The 19,427-nt window shown below is 61.3% G+C and carries 13 protein-coding genes; 7 read left to right on the forward strand and 6 right to left on the reverse strand.

All coding sequences use genetic code 11. From position 1 onward, the window contains the following. Position 1 precedes the first annotated feature (1 nt). Together ACH196_RS05710 and ACH196_RS05715 are read left to right on the forward strand one after the other, a co-directional pair. Entirely contained in the window at positions 2–187 is a 186-nt protein-coding gene (locus ACH196_RS05710; RefSeq protein WP_396645668.1) for a DUF2065 domain-containing protein, read from the forward strand. A 199-nt stretch (positions 188–386) separates the two neighbouring features. Next, positions 387–1,973 (forward strand): DegQ family serine endoprotease, encoded by a 1,587-nt coding sequence (locus tag ACH196_RS05715; protein ID WP_396645670.1) that lies wholly within the window; start codon positions 387–389, stop codon positions 1,971–1,973. A gap of 44 nt (positions 1,974–2,017) precedes the next feature. Here the strand turns inward: ACH196_RS05715 and ACH196_RS05720 are convergent, their stop codons facing one another. Together ACH196_RS05720 and serB are read right to left on the reverse strand one after the other, a co-directional pair. Continuing rightward, positions 2,018–2,584, reverse strand: coding sequence for a GNAT family N-acetyltransferase (locus ACH196_RS05720; protein ID WP_396645672.1), 567 nt, complete (start codon positions 2,582–2,584; stop codon positions 2,018–2,020). Next, a complete protein-coding gene (serB, locus tag ACH196_RS05725) occupies positions 2,581–3,468 on the reverse strand; it encodes a phosphoserine phosphatase SerB (protein ID WP_396645674.1) in 888 nt (295 codons plus the stop codon). The genes ACH196_RS05720 and serB overlap by 4 nt, the downstream gene beginning before the upstream one ends. On the opposite strand from serB, the gene miaA reads away from it, so the two are divergent. Both miaA and ACH196_RS05735 read left to right on the forward strand, forming a co-directional pair. Further along, positions 3,467–4,435, forward strand: coding sequence for a tRNA (adenosine(37)-N6)-dimethylallyltransferase MiaA (gene miaA / locus ACH196_RS05730; RefSeq protein WP_396645753.1), 969 nt, complete (start codon positions 3,467–3,469; stop codon positions 4,433–4,435). The two genes, serB and miaA, sit on opposite strands and share 2 nt — an antisense overlap. A gap of 85 nt (positions 4,436–4,520) precedes the next feature. After that, complete coding sequence (locus tag ACH196_RS05735) at positions 4,521–5,315, forward strand: GGDEF domain-containing protein (RefSeq protein WP_396645676.1); 795 nt, start codon at positions 4,521–4,523, stop codon at positions 5,313–5,315. Between the two features lie 63 nt (positions 5,316–5,378). Here ACH196_RS05735 and ACH196_RS05740 read toward each other — a convergent pair whose 3' ends face one another. Both ACH196_RS05740 and ACH196_RS05745 read right to left on the reverse strand, forming a co-directional pair. After that, positions 5,379–7,211, reverse strand: coding sequence for an ATP-binding protein (locus ACH196_RS05740; protein WP_396645678.1), 1,833 nt, complete (start codon positions 7,209–7,211; stop codon positions 5,379–5,381). A gap of 208 nt (positions 7,212–7,419) precedes the next feature. Further along, the gene (locus ACH196_RS05745; protein WP_396645679.1) at positions 7,420–9,261 is read right to left on the reverse strand and encodes a hypothetical protein; all 1,842 of its coding nucleotides are present in this window, start codon (positions 9,259–9,261) and stop codon (positions 7,420–7,422) included. A gap of 176 nt (positions 9,262–9,437) precedes the next feature. On the opposite strand from ACH196_RS05745, the gene ACH196_RS05750 reads away from it, so the two are divergent. The 3 genes from ACH196_RS05750 to ACH196_RS05760 all read left to right on the forward strand — a co-directional run bounded on the left by ACH196_RS05750 (position 9,438) and on the right by ACH196_RS05760 (position 13,184). Next, on the forward strand, positions 9,438–11,267 hold the full coding sequence (locus ACH196_RS05750; RefSeq protein WP_396645681.1) for a hypothetical protein: 1,830 nt from the start codon (positions 9,438–9,440) through the stop codon (positions 11,265–11,267). Positions 11,268–11,451: 184 nt separating this feature from the next. Then, positions 11,452–12,603, forward strand: a complete 1,152-nt coding sequence (locus ACH196_RS05755) for a gamma-butyrobetaine dioxygenase (RefSeq protein ID WP_396645683.1) — start codon at positions 11,452–11,454, stop codon at positions 12,601–12,603. Beyond that, complete coding sequence (locus ACH196_RS05760) at positions 12,600–13,184, forward strand: HD domain-containing protein (protein ID WP_396645685.1); 585 nt, start codon at positions 12,600–12,602, stop codon at positions 13,182–13,184. Before ACH196_RS05755 ends, ACH196_RS05760 begins: the two co-directional genes overlap by 4 nt. A 76-nt stretch (positions 13,185–13,260) precedes the next feature. On the opposite strand, the gene ACH196_RS05765 is transcribed toward ACH196_RS05760, so the two are convergent. Then, the gene (locus tag ACH196_RS05765) at positions 13,261–15,732 is read right to left on the reverse strand and encodes a PQQ-dependent sugar dehydrogenase (RefSeq protein ID WP_396645687.1); all 2,472 of its coding nucleotides are present in this window, start codon (positions 15,730–15,732) and stop codon (positions 13,261–13,263) included. 345 nt (positions 15,733–16,077) lie between these two features. Continuing rightward, on the reverse strand, positions 16,078–18,837 hold the full coding sequence (locus ACH196_RS05770) for a hypothetical protein (protein WP_396645689.1): 2,760 nt from the start codon (positions 18,835–18,837) through the stop codon (positions 16,078–16,080). Positions 18,838–19,427 lie beyond the last annotated feature (590 nt).

Below are 19,427 nucleotides of genomic sequence, written 5' to 3' on the forward strand. Positions count from 1 at the left end.
GGTGAACGACTTCCTGGCCGCCATGGGCCTTGTCCTCGTTGTCGAGGGCCTGGTCTATGGCGGTTTTCCGGCATTGGCGAAAAAGCTCGCCACGGAAGTCCTGTCGATGTCGGAGAATACGCTGCGCGGCGCCGGCCTTGTAGCGATTGCCGCCGGTGTCGCCATCGTCTGGCTGGTGCGTGGGTAGGCCGCCGCGTCGCGCTCTCACGCAACTTTGTGATTTTGCCGATAGGCAGAGCCGCAAACACGCCCTATTTCTTGTCCACGGTCGACATTCGGGCGCTGCTGCCTGACCCGAATATCAGCACGCCTAATGTCTTGAACGAACCGCAGGTTTTGCATTCCGCAGGACACGCAGGTTCCGCAAATTTCCGGAGAACGACTACATGAGCGCAACGTCCGTCCGTTCGGCCATCGCCAAGAGACTGTTCGCGACGACGACCGCCTTGCTTTCCGGTGTGCTTGTGGTTCCGTCCTTTGCGCCGCTGGCGCTGGCCCAGGAGCAGGCACAACCCGCTCCGGCGGCGGCGCAGCCAGCACCGGTCGCTCCGCCTCAGGTTCAGCTCCAGCCCTCGCACGGACCGGCCTCGGTCGCCGATCTCGCGGAAAGGCTGCTCGGTGCGGTGGTCAACATCTCGACCACGCAGAACGTCAAGGGCACCGAGGCGCCGAACGCCGTGCCGATGCCGCAACTGCCCGAAGGTTCGCCCTTCCAGGATTTTTTCGACGACTTCTTCAAGAACCGCGAAGGCGAGGGTGGCCAGGGCGGCGGCGGAAACCAGAAAGTCCAGTCGCTGGGCTCTGGTTTCGTGGTCGATGCCGAGCAGGGAATCGTGGTCACCAACAATCATGTGATCGCCGATGCCGACGAGATCGAGGTCAATTTCTCCGACGGGTCGAAGCTGAAGGCTGAACTGGTCGGCACCGACACCAAGACCGATATCGCCGTGCTGAAGGTCGACCCGAAGCTGAAAAAACTCACCGCCGTCAAATTCGGCGACTCCAACGTCATGCGCATCGGCGACTGGGTGATGGCGATCGGCAATCCGTTCGGGCTCGGCGGCACGGTGACCGTCGGCATCATCTCGGCGCGCAACCGCGACATCAATGCCGGCCCCTATGACGACTTCATCCAGACCGACGCGGCGATCAACCGGGGCAATTCCGGCGGACCGCTGTTCAACATGGAAGGCGAGGTCATCGGCATCAATACGGCGATCATCTCGCCCTCCGGCGGGTCGATCGGCATCGGCTTCTCGATCCCATCGGAACTGGCGATCGGCGTCGTCGACCAGCTTCGCCAGTTCGGCGAGACGCGGCGTGGGTGGCTGGGCGTGCGCATCCAGCCGGTGACCGACGAGATCGCCGAGAGCTTGGGCATGGCAACCGCCAAGGGAGCGCTGGTCGCTGGCATCATCAAGGGCGGCCCGGTGGACAACGGAACGATCCTGGCCGGTGATGTGATCCTCAAATTCGACGGCAAGGACGTGAAGGACATGCGCGACCTGCCGCGCGTCGTGGCCGAAAGCCCGGTCGGCAAGGCCGTCGACGTGCTGATCGTGCGCAAGGGCGTCGAGCAGACAGTGAAGGTCACGCTCGGCCGGCTTGAGGACGGCGAGAAGCAGGCTTCGGCCGAGGAGAGCGCCGGCGAGGAGCAGGAACAGGCGGTGACGACCGCCTCGGTGCTGGGCATGACGGTCGGCGAACTCAATGACGAGACGCGCAAGAAATTCGAGATCGCCGGCGATGTCTCGGGTGTGGTGATCACCGAGGTCGAGCCGAAGTCGCTTGCGGCCGAGCGCGGCATCCTCGCCGGCGAAGTGATCACCGAGATCGCGCAGGAATCGGTGTCGTCACCGAAGGACGTGATGGACCGCATCGGCGCGCTGAAGGAACAGGGCCGCAAGAACGCGCTGCTGATGCTGGCGTCGAAGTCAGGCGAACTCAGGTTCGTGACGTTGCGGATGGATTGAGTCCGGAAAGTCAACCAAGTATCTGATTTTGCTTGGCTGGCAGTCTATTCCGATAAGGCTTGGCGCGCTTTCCAATCTTCCCGCGCAAGCCGGTAAAGCTGATGTCGCTTCAACGCGGGGTGCGTATCGGGAACGCCCGGGTGGTCGAAATAGGCCTCGCGCTTCATGCCGAGACGTTTCATGACGGCGGTGGAGCGGTCGTTGTTTGCCACGGCGAATGAGACGATCTCGTTCAGTCCGAGGCTGTCGAACGCGAAGTCCAGCAACTTTGCCGCACCTTCCGTGACATAACCCTTGCCCCAGAATTCGGGGGCGAGCCGCCAGCCGATCTCGAAAGAACCTGCCGGCACGACCGGAACGATTTCCGCGGCGTGCAAGCCGACAAAACCGATGCATTCGCCGGTGGCGGCGATTTCGGCCGCCGTCCAGCCGAAACCGTCGCGGTCGATCTCGGCGCGCATGCGGTCCATCATCGCGTCGCTCTGCGCGCGATCGCGGCGAAAGGGGAAGAACTCCATCACCGTGTCATCGGAGTTTATGCGGTGGAAGAGGTCGCGGTCGCGCTCCTCCCAGTTGCGGAGGATGAGGCGGTTTGTTTTGGAAAGGATCATCTGACGAAATCGGCCTCGGCATAACCCTGGATATAAAGCAGGGCGGTCAGGTCGCCGTGGTCGATCCGGATGCGAGCCTGCTCGGCGACGGCCGGCTTGGCGTGCAGGGCGACTCCCGCGCCAGCCAGCGCCAGCATGTCGAGATCGTTGGCGCCGTCGCCGACGGCGATGACATCCGAGGTGGAGATGCCGAGGCGCGCGGCGATCTCGGTCAGGGCGATCGCCTTGGCCTCGCGTCCGAGGATCGGCTCGGCGACCTTGCCGGCCAGCTTGCCATCGGCCTCCAGCAGAATATTGGCTCGGTTCTCGTCGAAGCCGAGCTTTTCGGCGATGCGCGTCGTGAAGGCGGTGAAGCCGCCCGAAACCAGCGCCGTCCAGGCACCGTTATGGCGCATGGTGGCAACGAGTTCGCGGCCGCCGGAGGCCAGCGTCAGCCGGTTGGCGACGATGCGATCAACGACGCCGGCGTCCAGACCTTTCAGCAGGGCGACGCGCTCGCGCAGTGCCGGTTCGAAAGCCAGTTCGCCATTCATCGAGCGCGCGGTGATTTTCGCGACGTGGTCCTTCAGCCCGACCTCGTCGGCCAGTTCGTCGATGCATTCCTGGTCGATCATGGTCGAGTCCATGTCGGCGAGCAGCAGCTTCTTCCTGCGGCTTTCCCTTGGCTGGATGACGAGATCGATTTTCGCGGACGCCAGCTCGGCGCGGAGGCCGGATGCCTGGTCCCGCATGTCCAGACCGTCCGGCAAAGTCAGGTCGCAGGCGATGCCAGCCGCAAGCCAGCGCGAATCGGTTGCCTTCAAGGCGCGCGATGCCATATCCACCAGCGCAGGTTTTACGGCGCGTTCAGCCGGGTGCGAGATCAGCGTGGCGACGAGCGACATGGAAGAGTCCGTTCGGGATGCGGGACGGCTGAAGGATGCGATCCTGATAGCCGGGCCCACCGCCAGCGGCAAGTCGGCGCTGGCGCTGGATATTGCCGAGCGCGTCGGTGGGACGATCGTCAACACCGATTCCATGCAGGGGTATTCGGTGCTGAACGTGCTGACGGCGCGCCCCTCCGAAGCGGAACTCAAGCGCGTGCCGCATCATCTCTACGGGCACGTCCATCCTTCTACGCCCTATTCGACCGGCGCGTGGCTGCGCGACGTCATGCGGCTGATAGACAGCGGCGTGCTCGATGGGCGCAGGCCGGTCTTCGTCGGCGGCACCGGGCTTTATTTCCGCGCGCTGCTGCAGGGGCTCTCGGAGATGCCCGATATTCCGCAGAATGTGCGCGACCGCTGGCGCTACGAATTGATGGAGCAGGGCGCACACAGGCTTCACAGGATTTTGATGCGGGAAGACCCGGTGACCGCTTCCGGGCTGCGGCCTTCGGACAGCCAGCGGATCGTGCGTGCACTTGAAGTGCTGGAAAGCTCGGGAAAGTCGCTGCGGGAGTGGCAGGCGATAGAGGGTCAGCCACTCGTCGACCGAGGCAGTGCGCGCCTGCTCGTCATAGATCCGGATCGGGCTGAACTCATCCGGCGCATCGAGGCGCGATTCGACAGGATGCTGGAACGCGGCGCGTGCGAGGAGGTGCACAATTTGATGCAACTTGGCCTCGACCCGGCGCTGCCGGCGATGAAAGCCATCGGCGTCAGGGAGCTTTCAGCCGCCGCCGCGGGGGAGATTTCCGAGGGCGAGGCGATCCTTCGCGCAAAGATTGCAACCCGCCAATATGCCAAGCGACAATCGACATGGTTCCGCAACCAGTTCGGACCGGAATGGCAAAGAATTCAGTCAGTAAGGCGCGAATCCGAAGAAAGGGATCGAAACAGTTCTCAGGAACTATGGTTACCTGACGTTTAAGTCATGGTTCACGCCATGGTTGTTGATATTAACGCTCCGTAAGGTCGAAGCTGCGATAAGTCCGCCGTATGCGTGCGGAGCGGCAATGAGGTTCCACAAATCCGAGTCGGCCTTCATTGTTTTCATCGCCGTGATCCTTGCGGCCGGTGTGGTGATCCTGCATGCCTATGACGTGCTGCAGGACAGTCCCCGGGTTCTGGCAAGCGCTCAGGACGTGGCCGCCCACTTCACCTATCTGGCGCATCTGCTGTTCGCCACCGGCGTACTGATCGCCACCGCGCTGTTCTTCGGCATCTTCTTCATCTATCCGCTGATCCGCACCCAGGTGAAGGAAGAAGGCAAGCTCCGTGCCATGACCAAGTCGCTGAGCGACCGCTCGGTGACGCTGGAACAGGCGGCTCTGACCGACGCGCTGACCGGCATGCAGAACCGGCGCTACTTCGACGAGGCGCTCAAGGAATATCTTGAGGAGTTCAGTAAGATCGACAAGCCGGTCGGGCTGATGATCTTCGATCTCGACCATTTCAAGCAGGTCAACGACACACATGGCCACGACGTCGGCGACGAGGCGTTGCGCGTGGTCGCCGGCTGCCTGAAGGACATGACAAGATATCACGACGTGGTGGCGCGGCTGGGCGGCGAGGAGTTCGCCGTGGTGGCGCCGAACATGGATCTGGACATGCTGACGCGGTTAGCCGAGCGCATCCGCAAGGGCATTGCCAACATGCCGATCCTTTCCGGCAACGTGCGCCTCAGGATCACGTCAAGCGTCGGGCTGGCGGTCTGGGACCACAAGGAAACAGCGGAGGACTTCTTCCGCCGCGCCGACCAGCAGCTTTACCAGGCGAAGAAAGAAGGCCGAAACCGCGTCAGCGCGTGAAGTGCCATTCCATCCCGGTCGGACCAAAATTTCGATAAGAGAGATTGAGCGCGTTTGGGCGGCCTATCGGCGTTGGCCGAAGCCGGTGTTGCGAAACTCGCTGCGCTGGTCGTCGCGTTGCACGCTCTGGCTGGACGACTGCTCGGGGAAGGGCGCCCTGCGGTATCCCGGGTCGCCGGCCTGCCGCGCCGGCTCGACCGGCTCGGCTGCAGCGAGCGACGGTCCCGTGGGCCGCTGGTGGTTGCGGAGCTTGTCAACGATCATCGCGAGATCGACCTCGCCGCCGACGCCGGACACCACATCCGCCGCATGATGCTTGCCCGCGCCTGGTATGCGATCGGCTGTTAGTCTTTCGAACTTGAACCGCATGGTGGTGGCGATGCCGTCGCCGAAGGCGATCGCCTCGCGCTGGCCCATGGACGACAGGAAGGAGAGGGTTGACGCGGATGAGTCGGCGATGGCCGAACGGATGATCGCCTGATCCTGCTCGTTGGCGAGACGCATGGCGAAGATCGTCGAGCATTGCGACAGGATCGTTGGGTCCAGTTCGCCAGGGCGCTGCGTGACGACGCCGAGGAAGCAGCCATATTTGCGGCCTTCCTTGGCGATGCGCGACAGGGCATGGCGCGTCGGCGCGAATCCCAGCCGCGAATCGGAGGGCATGTAGCGGTGCGCTTCCTCGCACATCAGCAGCAGGCGCAGCTTGCCCTCACTCCATAGCGCAAGGTCGAACGCGAGCCGCGCCAGCACCGAGCAGACCGAGTTGACGACCTCGGAGGGCAGGCCGGCCATCTCGAAGCAGGTGACCGGCCGCCCGCCATGCGGCACGCGGAAGATCTTGCCGATGGTCTCGTGGATCGAATCCTCGATCAGCCGCGCCGCGAACATGAAGCGGTAGCGCGGGTCGTTGATGGCGGACTCGATGCGCGTGCGCAACGCCTTGAGGGCAGGGCGGTCGTTCTTACTGTCCAGCAATCCCATCCGCTCGTCGATCAGGCGGATCAGGTCGGCGATGCGGTAGGGCACCGGCAGGTCGGCCGTCATCGAATCCTGGCCGCGCCGGACGAGGCCACCGGAGGCGGCGTTCTTGTAATTGTTTTTGGCGACGGGAATGAGATCGCGCAGCACGTCGACCTCTTCAGGCACCACCTCCCGTCCGCGGAAAAGAACCTCCGCCAGTTCCTCCAGCCGGAACAGCCAGAAGGGGAGTTCCAGGCTGTTGGTGTCGATCTTGTAGCTGTGTTCGGGCAGCGCGCTGGCGAATTCGTTGTGCGGGTCGAGGATGAGGATGCGCAGATCCGGCCGCGCCTCGATCGCCTTGCGCAGCAGCAGGGACACAGCGGTCGACTTGCCGACGCCGGTGGTGCCGACGACGGCGAAATGGCGCGACAGCGTGTCGTCGATGGCGATGCGGGCCTCGATCGTCTCGTCCTGGGACAATGAGCCCAGAGTGACCGCCGGACGCCCGGCGAGGTCGTAGACCGCTTGCAGGTCGCGCGAGCGGATGCGGTGTGCCACCGCGCCGATATGCGGATACTGGGTCACGCCGCGGTCGAACACCGGAGCCGCTGGCGGAACACTGTCGCGCACCTCGCCGATCAATTCGACGCTGACCTCGATGGCGTTCTGGTCGCCGGGGTTCCAGTGGCGGTCGGCCTTGCCGATGGCGTAGACGAGACCGACGGTGCGGATCGGGCCGAGATTGATCGAGATCATCTTGCCGACGGTCCACATGCCCGTGATGGCGCCTTCCGCGTCGTCGGCGAAAGCGGCGATCGTCGCGCGGGCGCCGTCGCACTGGACGACATGCCCGAGTATGCGCTTGTCGTTCTGGGCAGCGTCGCGCCGTTCCTGCACTGTGCCTTCCCCGGCGGATCGGTCCCGCTCAACAAACATTCAGACTGCCGCCTCTGGTCTCAAAACGAAAGTCAAGCCTAGCGCGGTTGGGTTAAGGTCGCGTGTGGCGCGATGGTTTCGGGAGATTTAACGAGCGAAGTACAGTTTTCGGTATCGCCCGTGTGGACTCGTCCGTGGACTACCAAGCTGAATTGCTGGAAGACGGTTTGAAACCATACTGCCCTACTATGCAGGGTGTCACCGGTGTTCAAATGTCGTCGACCTCGCTGTCGTCGGGACGGGCAGTATCGAGCGAGATCGGTTCATCGATGGTCTGCGGCATCGGCTTGCATCGTACGCGCTGAGCAACCGCCCAATTGCTGAACTCAAATGTCTCATACCAATCTTCGAGATCTTCTAGCCCGAAGTCGTCGACAAAGCCTTTTGCAAAATGGTCAGTGTAACCTTCACGAAATGACGGCCGGAACCTAGGGTTCAATTTCTGGCTATCCGATATGTTTGTCGCACCGCTACCCATGGCGCCGATCTCTGCGAGCCCGAAAGAACCTTTTGCCAATCCGACGATCGGATTCTTGAGTTCGCGAGCGCACTGGATTCGGAAGGTCAATTCGCCCACCAGTTCGGGGGCGCCGACAATTCGAACGGGAACGCCCGCATCTTCCACGTCGAATCCCAATGCCTCGATCATGGTCAGCGTCGTCGAAACGCAGACCGGGGAAATTCGCAAGGGCGGCACCATTGCCCGGAAACTGACAAGGATGAAATTACCGCGAAAAAATGCTTCTCCCATATGTGTAGGGAACCAGTTCCTCCGTAAGACCTGCACGTGATAGCGAGCGTAGGCCATATAGATGGCTGGCATCATGGTGCCGTTGGCCGTGGGATGGCGGTCACCGGCCCTGGGGTGAGGTTCCTTCGCCTTTCCATAATGCATGAAAGGATAGTCTGGTGTCGCCAGGAAGTAATCGGCGTCGTTGAGCGCCATGGACAACTGCGCCGCGGCTGTCTGCCGTCGAGGCGAACCGTATGCACCGGACACTTGCGTGGCTATCCAAGGGGCGGGCAGGTCGGAACCAGTGATCTCTCTCGACCAGGAATTCACTTTCAGCCGGAAAGCCCGATGGTCTGTCATATATTGGCCGGCGGGAGTGCTGCTACCCTCATTGTTCTGTCCATGCCGCTCGAATGTGATCGAATGACCGGCAGGCAGATCGGGAAACTCGGCCCGCGACACATCATGGGCTTTGCGAATAGCATCCTTAGTGCGATCTATGGCGGGCGGGCCGGAGATATGTTCGAGGCTGAGTTCGTTTCGGGCAACGTTCACCGCCACATCAAAGTCCGCAAATGTTGGTTCCGTGGAAGCTCCCGCAGCCCTGCGGTGTTCATCAAACAGTTGTTCAAATGTAATGCACGCGGTGGGAAGAGGGGTCGCTCCCCGGGCCTTCGGATGATAGTCGCCGGATATTCGTTGTTCGTTGGAGAACTGAATTTCATATCGAACCAGCGTCTCCGTCAGCGGCGTAAGCTCAGCGCTGCCATAGTGGTGATAGGATGCCCCATCCCCATGGCACCGCTCGGCCGACCCGAGCATTTTAGCACGGTAGGTTACATCTTTGAGGGCCATATCCGGCACCATGTTGAGACGTGTGGCGCTTGCGCTTCCAGCCATGAACGACTGGCCGACGCCGAGCGCTATCCGGGCTCCGGACAACGCCGGGGCGACTGCCTCGACCGACTGTGACATAAGATCCGAAGATCGAAGGGTTGCGGCCAAATCGATGGCCTTTATCTCGTCTTCGTTGAACCCTCCTGCTGTTTGAGGTGTCAGCCAGCCAGCTCTTTCGGCCACCAATCTGGCAGATTTTGATGCTGCCATGGCAGATTTCTGCGCACTTTTTACCGCCTTCTCTATATTTTTTACTACCTTCTCCACAGATTCTGCTTTCTGTAGCGAGCGATTCGTCGTCCTTTTTAGAATGATTGCTTTGCGGTTCACCAAAAATATATAATAGAGAGCGACCGCCGCGATGATGGTAATGGCTATCGAAAGGTAGCCCAGAGCCATCACAAACATATCGGAATCCATGCTTCCCCCCAAGCCACCTTACTGTAAGACCGGTTCGCCATTACAGGGATGTGCATTGTGAGGCAACCTGTATCCCTTGCTGGTTTGTCTAATATCTCGGGCAGGCAATTTGGGATGGCCAGTCGCCTCTAACTTCGCTATGTGTCCGTGTTCGGAATTCCGTTGTGGTGGGATACATGAATCTTTCCGTTGATGCACTGCTCGTTGAGCAGCGGGCGACCCGTGCCGGATATGGCCCGGCGGAGTTGAGATTGTATGGCGATACAATCCAGGCCGAGCCGAATGCTGTCATCGGCCTCTACAAGGAGATGCCGCTCGACGGCTTTCTCGCCAATCAGGCGCGCTTCGGTATTGGCAACTATGCGCTGGTGGACATGACGCCTCAGCGTTGCCGTATTGTGACGGCTCCGGGCTATTGTGGGGGCTATATTCACACCGGACCCAAGGGATCGATAGCCGCGACCACGCTTTCGCCCATCCTGCGCGCACTCCAGGGCGACATACGGATGGACTCGTTCGGTTTAGGGTTTTTCCTGAACTATGCATCGAGGCATTCCTACAACCAACTGCCGTTTCGAACTGTTTTCGACAAGATATTTCGCCTTCCTCCTGCGTCAGTCGTCGAGTTTGAGGAAGGCAAGTTCACTCGTTACTCCAGCTACATAATGAAGGGGAGAGAACTCGGTCCTGCTGCTTCGTTTGAAGCTGCCATGAATGAGGTGAGCAGTGCGATTGCTGCATATTGCAAGCGTCGAGGGATAAAACCCGCAATCATGTTTTCGGGCGGTGTCGATTCGCTAAGCATATATCTGTCGATGCGTCAAAAGCTTGGGGCTGCGAATATCCAGGCGATCACTGTTGATCACAATCGAGCAAATGGACCGGATAGAGCTTTTGCGGTTGCAGATAAACTTGGAATCAAAGTCGATCACGTCGCAGACAAGTATTCCAATTCTCCAAAAACGAACGCTATCCTAGCGGAAATGATGAGGAAAGATATTATCTTTAGCAGAGGGCCGAGTGTAGCACTTCTGGAGAAGAATCTTTCAGGTACTCTCATTCTTCACGGCCAGAACATGGACGCAATATCCAAAATAAATATGGTTGTTCTGCAAGCGAATCTTGAGAGAGGATACCTCTCAGTCGACAGGGTAAGAGAGGCTAGAACGGATGCTGAAAAGATATTGCAGTATGAATATTTTATTGGAAATCTTCAGTTTACTCCCCAGTATTTGAATGATGTTGAATTTCAGCAGCAAACATTGTCATTCTTTTCTAGGTTACACAGCGGAACTATACCTGACCCTGATCCTGGCCGCCGCGGTATCTTGCGAGGTATGATATCAGCTCAAGCGCCTAACCTCCTAGGGAAGCCTGATTATCCTGTCGATCAGATCGAAAATCTGGACATCGAGGTTGATACATTCAAGAATTTTGTTGGAATTAAGGATCTGGATCCAGCATTGGCGATTCACCTTATTCGATATTATACTTACGCCCATATTGGCAACAAGCGGCTCGCAACCTTGCCAACTCCGGACGGCAGTCGCCAGCTTCTCGTCGCGTCGAGCGGTCCGATCGTCACCTACTTCGTGGGCAAGCCGATCGAGCTCTCCCGTACACTCCGGCCGAAAAAGGAAACCTATGCCTATGTCCAGAAGTTGGCGGGGATGTCGTACAGCAAGATGACAACCCAATCGCGCGAAAATTTTAATCTCCGGAAATTGGACAAGTTCGCCGGAGATGGTCTGCTGATGGGAAATATGGAACGCCTTGATCCGAAAAATTCAATGGTCATTCCGAGGATCGTCGACGAGCCGACACGCGCCTATGTCGAGTATATGTATCGTGATGTATATCAGACTGCTCGCCCGGATGACCCAAACGTCAGCCTTCTAAGCCAGAGTCGTGCTCGTCAACTGCTCAATCTTGAGCAATTGCTTGTCGGCGCTCTCGAAGGCGCTATGCCTGGTCACCAGGAGCAACTTGCGGTCATAGCCGCATAGGCCACGACAGGATTGCCGCCGACAGCGATGTGTCCACTAGGTCCGGCTGGCGTGAAAGCGAGCGCGGATCATTTAAATTCCTAGGTTTGATCGTGGGGTCGCTGGTATCATAAAATGACTATTTGTCTTGTCGGTCTGCTTCCGACAGGATGCGAGCCCGAGCGAGCGCGGAGGGCAAGCCATCATGCTGACGAACGTTACCGTCGAGGACGAAGGGCAGATCATTCGTCTCGCCTGGGCTGATGGCGCGAGCGCGCGGTTCCATGCCGCGTGGCTGCGCGACAACGCGCTGGACGACAGGACCAGAAGCCCGGGCAACAACCAGCGACTAATCACCGTCCTCGATATCCCGGCCGATACGCGGATCGGCGAGGTGTCGATAGCGGCGGGCGATCTGTCGCTGCATTTCCTGCCCGAGGACAAGACGGTGCGCTTTCCGGCAGGCTGGCTGGCTGCGCATGTCTATGATCGGGATGTGCGGCAACAAGCCGGCTGGACGGACGAAACGATCCACCGCTGGACGCGCGCCAGCATGCAGAACGCTATCCCGCGCGCCGGTCTCGCCGCCGCTGCCTCTCATCCGTCGGTGCTGCGCGACTGGCTGGCGGCGGTCCATAGCTATGGGTTCGCGGTAATGGACGGGCTGCCGGCGGAATCGGGTGCGCTTCTCAAGGTGGTCGACCTTTTTGGTTATATCCGCGAAACGAACTACGGGCGCTGGTTCGAGGTGCGGGCGGAGGTCAATCCCAACAATCTCGCCTACACCAATCTCGGGCTACAGGCGCATACCGACAATCCGTACCGCGACCCGGTGCCGACGCTGCAGGTTCTCGCCTGCATCGAGAATACGGTGGAGGGCGGTGAATCCAGCGTCGTCGACGGGTTCTCGGTGGCGGCCGCCTTGCAGGAGGAGGATCCCGAGGGGTTCCGGCTGCTCTCGTCATGGCCTGCGCGGTTTGAATATGCCGGCTCGGCTGGTGTGCGGCTGCGCTCGAAACGGCCGATGATCGAACTCGGGCCGGACGGCGAACTCATCGCCATCCGCTTCAACAACCGCTCGCTGGCGCCCGTGGTCGACGTGCCGTTCGACGATATGTCGGCCTATTACCGCGCCTATCGCCGCTTCGCCGAACTGATCGAGGATCCGGCGTTCGAAGTGTCGTTCAAGCTCGAAGCCGGACAGGCCTTCATCGTCGACAATACGCGTGTGATGCATGCGCGCAGGGCGTTTTCCGGTTCGGGCAAACGCTGGCTTCAGGGCTGCTACGCCGACAAGGACGGGCTGCTGTCGACGCTTGCCGCTCTCCAGGAGAATGTGAAGGAAGCCGCCGAATGAACCAGACCGCACCCACATCCGAAACCATCGTCGAAATTATTGCCGACATTTTTGAGCGGCGCGGTGCCGACGCCTATCTGGGTGAGCCGGTGACCGTGTCCGAGCACATGCTGCAAGGCGCCTGGCTGGCCGAGCAGGAGGGTGCGCCGGAGGAACTGGTGGCGGCGGCGCTGCTGCACGACATCGGCCATTTCACCAGCGAGTTCGGCACCTATTCTCCTGATGACGTCGAGGACAAACATCATGACGAGGCGGGCGGCGCGCTGCTTGAGCCGTTCTTCCCGCCGGTGATCGTCGAATGCGTGCGGCTGCACGTGGCTGCCAAGCGCTATCTCTGCGCGACCGACCCCACCTACTTCGGAAAATTGTCGGATGCGTCGGTCCACACGCTGTCGTTGCAGGGCGGGCCGATGAATTCGGAGGAAGTAGCCGAATTCCGTAAGAATCCGTTCCATGACGAGGCGGTGCGGGTGCGGCTGTGGGATGAGGGCGGCAAGGTCGCCGGTATGAAGACCAAAAGTTTTCGCGATTATGTGCCGCTGCTGGAACGGGTGGTCAGGGCACACGACGCGACGGCGTAAGGTTTCACATGCGGATCGCTCGCGTCCTTGAGAAAACCAGCGCGGGACGCCGATTCAACCGCTGCCGACGACGGGTTCAAGCCACGACGAAATCGGCGTTGGTGAGGTTGAGGCTGGCTGTCAGGGTCGCGAAATGGATGCCGGCGGTCGCGCCGGTTCCGTCCACGTCGTAGAATAGCTTGCCGGTGTCGGTCTCGTAGATGATGCGGTCGCTGGTGTCTTCCGCTGCGCCGGTGGTGTTTGCGCGGAAGGCGGAACTGGCGAGCACGCCCGTCGCCGTCAACGCCGTGAACACGGCGTTTTCCAGTTCGATCCGGTCGTCGACGGTGCTGAAATCGGTGATGCTGTCGACATTTCCGGCCGCCAACGCCGACGAAAAGACAAACATGTCCTTGCCGGCGAGGCCCGACAGCGCGTCGCTACCGCCATTGCCGTCGATGCGGTTGGCGCCGGCATTGCCGACGAGTTGCTGGCCGATCTCGTTGCCGGTGAGGTCGAAACTCGACGTGCCGGCGCCGTTGGCCGTGGCCAGCCATTCGACATGGACCCCGAAACCCAGTGTGTAGTCGGCATTGACCAGCGCGCGGTCCATCGCGCCTTGCGTTGACGTTTCGAGGATGGTCGTGGCGGCGCTGTAGATCAAATAGGTGTCGTTGCCGCCAAGACCGCGCAGCACATCGCTCGCGCCACCGCCGTCCTTCAGCGTGTTGTCGCCGGCATTGCCCATTATTTCCTGTGCCAGCGTATTGCCGGTCAGGTTGATGGCGGTCGTTCCGCCATTGGAGGTGGTGCGCAGTGTCTCGACCGCAGCCCCCGCTGCAAGCGTGTAGCTAATGCTTGCAGCGACGACGTCATTGCCGCCGCCAACGGTCTCGACGATCGTGTCGCCGGCGTTGTCGACAAAATAGGAATCGTTGCCGGCGAGACCCTGCATGGTATCGGCGCCGCCCTTGCCGTTGAGCGTGTTGACGCCGGCGTTGCCGACCAGGGTCTGGGCGAATCCGTTGCCGGTGAGGTCGATGGGGACGAGTCCATCGTTGGACGTGGTACGCAGGAACTCGACGCGGGCGGCCGCGGCCAGCGCATAACTGACCGTGGTCGCGACGAGATCGGCGGTGCCGCCACCAGCGATCTCGACCACCACGTCACCCTGGCTGTCGACAAAATAGGTGTCGTCGTCGGCGCCGCCGGTCATCGTGTCGTCGCCGCTGCCGCCGATCAGCACGTCGTCGCGCATGCCGCCGAAAAGGCTGTCGTTGCCGGCGCCGCCGTCGAGCACATCGGAGCCGTCGCCGGCGGCGACGCCGGGGGTGAGCCGGTAGATCTGGCCCGACAGGATGACGGCGTAGAGATTGCCAGCATTGTCGGTGCCGAAGGAGGAGATGTGGCCGAGCGTCGCGCCGGTCACATGTTCGGTGTGGTCGATGAAACCCTGCGCCTCGCCGTCGACGACGCGCAGCGTCATCAGCCGGTTGGTGACGTAGTCGCCGAAGAAATAGGCGCCCTGCAGGCCGGCGCCCGGCCCGTGATAGACATAACCGCCGGTAATCGCCTCGCCGAAGGGATGTTCGTAGTCGAAGACGGGATCGGTGAGATTGGGCGGGTTGGGAGGCGGGCTCGGACCCTGGATCGAGCCCTCACGGAAATCCCAGCCATAGTTGACGCCGCCCGGACCGCCGGCTGCCTCGAAATCCACCTCTTCACGCGCACCCTGGCCGACGTCGCCGATGTAGAGGTCGCCGGTGGTGGAATCGAAGCTGATGCGCCAGGGATTGCGCAGGCCGTAGGCCCAAATCTCGTCGGCGCCGGCGGTCGCGCCGGCGAAGGGGTTGTCGTCCGGGATGGCGTAGTTGCGGGTGGTGTCCGCGGCGAAATCGTCGCCGTTGACGTCGACGCGAAGGATCTTGCCGAGCAGGGAATCCAGGTTCTGGGCGTTGCCGTCGGGATCGTTGGAACCGCCGCCGTCGCCTGTGGTGATGTAGAGGTTGCCGTCAGGCCCGAAGCCGAGGAAGCCGCCATTGTGATTGCCGTGGCCGGGATGCGGGACGGTGATAATCCTTTGCACGATCGCCGCGTCGGCGACGGTCGGATCACCCTCCGAGCGCGCATATTCACGTACCTCGAGATTGCCCGACGAATTGGTGATGAAGACGAAGAAGCGGCCGTTGGTCTCGTAGTCCGGATGGAAGGCGAGGCCGAGCAGGCCGCGTTCCGAGCCGCTGGCCAGATGGCTGTCGGGGATGTCGAGGAACGAGGTCTGCGCGCCGGTGGTGGTGTTGATGCGCAGGACCTCGCCCGTGTCCTTCTTAAGCGCATAGACGAAACCGTCGTCGCCGGGCGCACCGGTGACGAAGGTGGCGCCGGCGCCGATATTGGCGAGAAGAGTGGCCTGGATGTTCCCGGAGGCGGGATTGAGATCGGCGACGCTATGGCCGTAGAGCGTGTCGTCGCCGTCGCCGCCTGAGATGGTGTCGTTGCCGTCACTGCCCGAAATCGTGTCGGCGCCTGTCGTGCCGTCGAGGTCGTCGTCGTTGACGGTTCCATCCATGGGATAGCTCTCGTTAGCCCTTCTATGCGCAACCGATGCTGCGGAGCATGTTCACGGCACACGCGGCACAGTTGCACACGGGCGACGTTGACGTGAACCGGAAACTGATACGAAGAAACGACGACGTGAGATCATCCGAGCCTCGAGTGTTCTCATAGATCGATTGCCGCCAGTCGCGACAGGGTCGGCTTGTTGTGTCCGGCAGCCGATCGAGGGCGTTTCGTGCCGGATCCGCAAGCCCCGGCAGTTCACTCCTCTACGCCTGCTCCATGACCAACGTCGAAACAGGCGGAAATCTTCCCACGATAAAGAGACGGGGCCGGCGTTGCCACCGGCCCCTAGGATCTAGGCCACCACGAAGTCCGCCGCGGTAAGCACGGGGTTGCCGCTGAGTTGAGCGAACTGAATCGCCGTTCCGGCGCCGTTGCCGTCGGCGTCGTAGAACAGCTTCCCGGTATCCGTCTCGTAGACGATGTGGTCGTTGGCATCGACGGCCACGCCCGAGGCGTTTGCGCGGAAGTTGCCCACCGCCAGCGCACCGGTTGCCGTCAGCTTGGTGAAGATCGCGTTCTCCAGTTCGATCGTATCGGCTGCCGCGCTGAAGTCGGCGATCGTGTCGATGTTGGTCGCGCCGATCGTTGCGGAGAAGACGAAGGTGTCCGTGCCGCCCAGCCCGTTCAGCGTGTCAAGGCCGCCCTTGCCGTCGATGCGGTTGGAAGTGGCGTTGCCGGTGATGTCCTGGGCGAAGCTGTTGCCCGTAAGATCGATGATGGCCTTGCCCGCGCCGCTTGTGGTGGCCAGGTGCTCGACCTGCGCGCTGGACGCCAGCACGAAATCGACGTTGACCAGCACCTTGTCGTCCGTGCCTTGGCCGGCGCCCTCGACGATCTCGGTGCCGGAGGCGTAGACGAGGTAGGTGTCGTCGCCGGCGAGGCCCTTCAGCACGTCAGCCGCGCCGCCGCCGTCCTTCAGGATGTTTTCGCCGGCGTTGCCGGTAATCGTCTGGGCAAGGTCGTCACCCGCGAGGTCGATTGACGCGTTGCCGTTGCTGTTGGTGGTGGCGAGCTGTTCGACATAGACGCCGGCGCCCAGCGTGAAATCGACGTTTGACAGGATCTTGTCGGCCACGCCCTGCGTCGAGCCTTCGACGACCACGGTATCGGCGCTGTAGACGAGATAGATATCGTCGCCGGCCATGCCGCGCAGCGTGTCGCCGGCACCGCCGCCGTCCTTCAGCGTGTTCTGAGCGACGTTGCCGATGATCTCCTGGGCAAGGGCATTGCCGGTGAGATCGATCGCCGCATTGCCGGAAGCGTTGGTGGTGGTGAACAACTCGACCTCGACGTTCTTGGCGAGCGTGTAGTCGACGCGCGCCAGGACGCGGTCCGACCCGTCGCCGGCAAGCTCGATGACCACATCGGCGGCGTTGTCGACGATGTAGATGTCGTCGCCCATCAGGCCTGAGAGGGTGTCGACGCCGCCCTTGCCTTCGATGATGTTGTCGCCGTAGTTGCCCATGATGTGGTTGTCGTCGCTGTTGCCGACGAGCTTGAGATCCAGAACGCCAGCCGCCAGGGTTGTGGTGAGGATCTCGATGTTGGCGCCTTCGGCCAGCGTATAGTCGACCAGCGTCTCGATACGGTCGGCCGTGCCCTCGTTGGCCATCTCGACGATCGTGTCGGCGCCGTTCCCGATGAGATAGGTGTCGTCGCCGGCGCCGCCATGGAGCGTGTTCTTGTCGTCGCCGCCGGACAAGCGGTCGTTGCCGTCACCGCCATAGATGATGTCGTCCTCGTTGCCGCCAAACAGTTGGTCGCTGCCGTCGCCGCCATACAGGGTGTCGTTGCCGTCGCCGCCATTGATGAGGTCGTTGCCGCCTAAACCGCTCAAGATATCCTTGCCGCCAAGCCCGGCGATATCGTCGCGCAAGGCGTCACCGCCGAAGGCATTGTCCAGATCGTCGCCGGTGGTGACGCGGGTGATCTCGTTGATCTCGGCCGAGATCTGGCCGCCATCGTCGTCAGTGCTGTTGTCCTGCCAGGCGGCGACGAATTTTCCGGACAGCAGCCCGGCGATCGTGGGGTTCGTGTCGAGGTTGCCGGAGGCGGTGATGGTGAATTCGTCGGTCACCGCGACGCCCGCCGGCGTATAGACGCGAGCCATGATGTCGTGGTCGGTGGCGCTGTACTGCTTCGTCCAGGTGACGACGATGAAGCCGTTTTCGAGAACGCTGATATCGGGATCGCTTTCCACATAGGCCGACGGCGCGTTGACGTGCTGGTAGAGATCGGGCGTAACGTTGAGGCCGTTGCCATCGAAGATCTGCAGGGTAATGCCGGAGTTGCCGGCGTCGGCGCCCTGCCAGCCGGTGTCCTTGTAGACGATGGCCCAGCGGTCGTCGCCAAGGCCAACCGCTTGCGCCTGGGTGTTGTCGCCGGAGGTGGCGGCGACGAAATCAGCTACCTTGGTGGAGCCGTCGGCATTGTAGATGCGGGCGTGGATCGTCTGGTCGGCGGGATTTGTGTCGGTATAGGTGACGACATAACCGCCGCCACTTAGCGCGGCCACGGTGCTGTCATGCGCATTGACTGAACCCGTGTCGACCTGGAAGTACCCGCCGCCGAGAAATCCGCCATTTTCGTTGAAGCGGCCCTGGTAGGTATGGTCGCCGAAATCGTACGCAGCAACGAATCCGCCGCCGCTAAGCGGGGAGAGCTGAAGGTTTTCGGCACTCCCGTCGAACGAAAAAGCCAGCTCCTGACTGACCTCGGCGCCGGCCTCCGTATAAATACGCGCTCTGAAACCTTCACTCGAATCATGCCAGGCGACGACAACGTTGCCGTTTTCCAACTGAACGACCTGCGGCTGGCCCACCACGGTGGTGGGCCCGACAGACGGCGTGCGGAATGTTCCGATGAGTACTTCTGCGGCGTCATAGAAATCCACCTGGAGCGAGCCGGTGTCGACTGTGCCGCTGTGATAGGCGACGGCGAAACCGCCATTGGCGAGGCCGGTGACATGGGGGAGGAGCTGGTTTCCTGCCAGGAAGCTATTGGCCTGGAACTCTTCGATGGGGGTGTTGATGTAATTGCTGGTTATGGCCATGGGTCAGTGTCCTTAACGAGATGATGGGAACGTCGGCGCGTGCTGGCGCGGCGACGTGGTTCCGGAATTGTCGCGGACGAGCGACTCCGCAGACGGGGCTTGATCCCGGTTGGATGGCGCTCTCGATTGCTAGGTTTGATAGGCGCGTAGGCGTGTTTGTCTTGTTTTCCGCGGGAAACGGCTCAATTGCCGTGCGCCTCGTCATTCAGGCTGACGCGACGCTTTTCCCCCTTATGCTCCCCCGAGCGGTTTCGACGAACGAAGAACCTGCCATGCGCCCTGAGCTTTGAAGAAAGTGGCAAAGGCGTTCTGGCAAGCTGTGCGTGCCGGTGCGTTGATAACGCCCGTTTAGTTTCGCTCTGTTTCGAATTGAGTTCGGCGAAACCAATTTCCGTTTCGAACCCTGTTTCATGATCTGGAGGAGGGCGTGTTCTCGATGCGCTTGCCGCGTGTCCCAAGTCATGGCCAGATGGGCGCTGGTCGCTGCAAGCTGCTGCCGAGCATGGTGTTGGACACCCCTGCAAGCAAATCCGCGGCAAGCCTTTCGGCCTGCCGCGGACGGTGTTCAACGAAGATTCGCCGGTGGGCGG

It is taken from the genome of Mesorhizobium sp. IMUNJ 23232 (assembly GCF_044326205.1).
GTDB lineage: Bacteria > Pseudomonadota > Alphaproteobacteria > Rhizobiales > Rhizobiaceae > Kumtagia.

Bases quoted from the DNA above. Each gene is read 5' to 3' on its own strand.
- ACH196_RS05715 (WP_396645670.1), top strand. From the start codon at position 387: ATGAGCGCAACGTCCGTCCGTTCGGCCATCGCCAAGAGACTGTTCGCG.
- ACH196_RS05720 (WP_396645672.1), bottom strand. From the start codon at position 2,584: ATGATCCTTTCCAAAACAAACCGCCTCATCCTCCGCAACTGGGAGGAG.
- miaA (WP_396645753.1), top strand. From the start codon at position 3,467: ATGGAAGAGTCCGTTCGGGATGCGGGACGGCTGAAGGATGCGATCCTG.
- serB (WP_396645674.1), bottom strand. From the start codon at position 3,468: ATGTCGCTCGTCGCCACGCTGATCTCGCACCCGGCTGAACGCGCCGTA.
- ACH196_RS05735 (WP_396645676.1), top strand. From the start codon at position 4,521: ATGAGGTTCCACAAATCCGAGTCGGCCTTCATTGTTTTCATCGCCGTG.
- ACH196_RS05740 (WP_396645678.1), bottom strand. From the start codon at position 7,211: ATGTTTGTTGAGCGGGACCGATCCGCCGGGGAAGGCACAGTGCAGGAA.
- ACH196_RS05745 (WP_396645679.1), bottom strand. From the start codon at position 9,261: ATGGATTCCGATATGTTTGTGATGGCTCTGGGCTACCTTTCGATAGCC.
- ACH196_RS05750 (WP_396645681.1), top strand. From the start codon at position 9,438: ATGAATCTTTCCGTTGATGCACTGCTCGTTGAGCAGCGGGCGACCCGT.
- ACH196_RS05755 (WP_396645683.1), top strand. From the start codon at position 11,452: ATGCTGACGAACGTTACCGTCGAGGACGAAGGGCAGATCATTCGTCTC.
- ACH196_RS05760 (WP_396645685.1), top strand. From the start codon at position 12,600: ATGAACCAGACCGCACCCACATCCGAAACCATCGTCGAAATTATTGCC.
- ACH196_RS05765 (WP_396645687.1), bottom strand. From the start codon at position 15,732: ATGGATGGAACCGTCAACGACGACGACCTCGACGGCACGACAGGCGCC.
- ACH196_RS05770 (WP_396645689.1), bottom strand. From the start codon at position 18,837: ATGGCCATAACCAGCAATTACATCAACACCCCCATCGAAGAGTTCCAG.